General features: G+C 56.2%; 1 protein-coding gene and 1 pseudogene. Both read left to right on the forward strand.

From position 1 onward, the window contains the following. A pseudogene (locus DC522_RS33495) lies at positions 1–241 on the forward strand (DDE-type integrase/transposase/recombinase); the annotation flags it as partial. Positions 242–383: 142 nt separating this feature from the next. Further along, on the forward strand, positions 384–1,160 hold the full coding sequence (locus DC522_RS33500; RefSeq protein ID WP_245444765.1) for a winged helix-turn-helix domain-containing protein: 777 nt from the start codon (positions 384–386) through the stop codon (positions 1,158–1,160). Positions 1,161–1,381: the final 221 nt, after the last annotated feature.

Below are 1,381 nucleotides of genomic sequence, written 5' to 3' on the forward strand. Positions count from 1 at the left end.
GCTCGCGGCGTCGTATGAAACCCATTCGCATTCGGCAAAGTGCTTATCTGAACAATCGGATTGAGCAGGATCACCGGCATAGCAAGCGTCGCATCCGATCCACGCTGGGCCTCAAGGCAAAGGTGCCGGCGGCAATTATCCTGTCAAGCTTCGAGATGGTTCATATAATGAGCAAACAAGCGAAGTACGTTTACAATTCAAATCTGGCATTGCCGAGCAAGTTGAAATTCCTGCCGCATGATCGGCACCCTGCACACCATCCTTCGCGTCAAAAGTCTGGACTCTCGACAGAGCCATGACATCGAGCGGCCGGTCGAAGCTACATCTGAAGGGTTGACGCGATGTCTAATGACGATATTGACCAAGGCTCCCTGCCACCGCCGATGGTGCTAATCGCTGCGGCAGACGAGAGCTTTCGCTCGTTTCTAGAATATACCGTAAAGAGCAAAGGCCTTGTTGTCGCGGGGGTGAGTGATGGGGAAGCGTTGGCCAAGCGCCTCCGGGAGCTGACGCCGGACGTGCTGCTTCTCGAATCATGGCTACCCGGTGTTGAGACGCAGACACTCTGTGCATGCCTGCGCCTGGACCGCCGGATGCAGTCGAGGTCGATTGTCGTGTTTGCGGCCGAAGGTGACGAAGCAAGTCAGCAAGAGATCCTCGAGTCCGGCGCCGACCAGTATCTCAGCAGACCATTCTCGCCCGAGACACTGATGATAAGTATTGGTGCGGTCTGGCACAAATCGCATCGGGGTCGCGTCCTCGGCCCACGAGACCTGCTGACCTTTCTCGATCTCGAACTGGATGTGACCAGTTATTGCGTATGGCGAAGCGGCCGCACGATTCGTCTCACTCCAACCGAGTTCCGCCTTCTGCACCATCTCATGAAGAGCCCACACAGAGTGCACTCCAGGGATGAACTGCAGAATGCAACTTGGCCGCGCGGTGTTCATGTTGGTCCCCGCACCATTGATGTTCACATTGGCCGCTTGCGCGCGGCGCTCAATGAGGCCGGCGGACAGGATCTCATACGGACCGTGAGGTCCGTCGGCTATGCGCTTTCCGAGCAGCCGCGCCCAGGTATCTCGACAGCAGGTACTGCGTGCAGCTACTGTTTCCGCGGAGGCCATTCGGGAGCGTCTCGATCTGTTTCGCAATCGTGACACTGTGTACTGAGAGCTTGATTGGAGGCTCTGACATCTCGACGGTTCCTGTCGTGAAACCAGACTTTGAACGCGAAGAGCAACGTACAGGGCGCCAATTATGCTGATAGCGCTATGTGGAGCGTCGCCGCTCAATAACACTTGGACTTGCTTCGAAAAAGATACTGCTGGCGAATTCATTATGCATTAGAGCTGTTGAGGCGCGGTCAGCGTTCAGGCTG

Origin of the sequence: Microvirga sp. KLBC 81 (assembly GCF_003075415.1) — a bacterium.
GTDB lineage: Bacteria > Pseudomonadota > Alphaproteobacteria > Rhizobiales > Beijerinckiaceae > Microvirga.